This window comes from Mesotoga sp. HF07.pep.5.2.highcov (assembly GCF_003666285.1).
Lineage (GTDB): Bacteria > Thermotogota > Thermotogae > Petrotogales > Kosmotogaceae > Mesotoga > Mesotoga prima.
This window is the reverse complement of sequence record NZ_JFHJ01000622.1, coordinates 1-1,232: the sequence shown is the minus strand read 5'-3', so window position 1 is coordinate 1,232 and position 1,232 is coordinate 1. Positions and strand designations below refer to the sequence as shown.

2 protein-coding genes and 1 pseudogene are annotated in these 1,232 nt (G+C 42.2%); 1 reads left to right on the top strand and 2 read right to left on the bottom strand.

Going from position 1 to position 1,232, the window contains the following annotated elements:
- A pseudogene (locus tag BG32_RS13405) lies at window positions 1-765 on the top strand (hypothetical protein); the annotation flags it as partial.
- A 56-nt stretch (window positions 766-821) separates the two neighbouring features.
- On the opposite strand, the gene BG32_RS13400 reads toward BG32_RS13405, so the two are convergent.
- Both BG32_RS13400 and BG32_RS15885 read right to left on the bottom strand, forming a co-directional pair.
- Complete coding sequence (locus BG32_RS13400) at window positions 822-1,007, bottom strand: transcription initiation factor TFIIIB (RefSeq protein WP_121510657.1); 186 nt, start codon at window positions 1,005-1,007, stop codon at window positions 822-824.
- Between the two features lie 37 nt (window positions 1,008-1,044).
- Window positions 1,045-1,232, bottom strand: a 188-nt coding sequence (locus BG32_RS15885; RefSeq protein ID WP_220660341.1) for a hypothetical protein, incomplete at its 5' end; no start/stop codon positions are given.

The following is a 1,232-nucleotide window of genomic DNA, read 5'->3' as shown; positions in this document are numbered from 1 at the left end:
TACATTGATCAAGCCGACATCACCTACGGTTATCACTGTGGATACATTTCTCCGATCCCCTTCATGGAGTTTTCTCCAGCACTACCGGAGGATACTTTCAGACTCTTCATTGAGGCAATTAGCAACGACATAGTCAAGTGGGAGACTCTCAAAAGACTTATAGTTGCCGGAGGAGTATCGTACGCCGATCCGAAAATACTGAACAGTGGTGAAATCTTTGAAGTTGAAGAGGTAAATCATGCCAAATTCATCTCTGGATCGAATCTCTGTCTAAATCTAAAAGATCCAGGCAGACTTTTCCCCTTCTATAATCCACCTGGAGCGAGAGGTGAAGATACTTTCTTGAGTACCTGTCTGAGCGACAGGAGGGTGCTCAAAGTGCCAAGTTACGCATTTCATAACGCATTCTCAACGTACAACCACATTTTGATGGGTGTTCTCCCAACCAGTCTCAGACCTATAAGAGCCGATTCGAGAGATATAGTTAGACGTTTCTACAGATCCTGCATTGGATGGATCAGGTACAAGCCTTTGCTTCTTTACATAACCGATCGCGACAACTATTCGAACAAGATTGAAGAGATGAAGATCAACCTTAGGGAAACATTACCTTCTATTTCATCGTACTTTGGTACCGATTCGTTCTACAACATTTCCAAAGAGCTGAACAAGTATCATAAGTCGGTCGAGAAACACTACGAGCAGTTCAAAAGAGTAAAAGAGATTTGGTCGAAGATATCGGATTATCTCCGCGAAGCTTACTAAGGCTCTTGAATACAAGTTTAATCTGAAACTTTTATGGAACTCCTAAACAGAAAAGATCAGAACTTCTCGGGCTTTTCTGCCTGAAGATCGAAAATATGTCCGCATTCTCTGCAAACGCGCACTATAACCTTAGATCCCATCGAAAGAGGCTTTCCTAAAGGCATAAGAGCCGCAAAACCTGACCAGTAACCCTTTCCAATGTCCAGTGAGCCGCAGTTTGGGTATTTGTCCGTTCGAATCATCTAATACCTCCAGTCATCATCTAGAATCGAAATGTTTCTATAATCTATTAGAAATTACAAAAAAATCGGGAGTCTTGGTTTTTTTGTCTGCCGCCACTCGACTCTTCAACCTTGCTGATAATTCGCTCACCATGAGTATTGCAGTCATGTCATGCGCGTCGTATAGATAGCATTTGAAAATCCTAACCAAGGCGGGAGATAAGCCCATTATTCTTTTGAAGAGAT

Excerpts from the sequence above, each read along its gene's own strand:
- BG32_RS13400 (WP_121510657.1), bottom strand. The coding sequence starts at position 1,007 with ATGATTCGAACGGACAAATACCCAAACTGCGGCTCACTGGACATTGGA.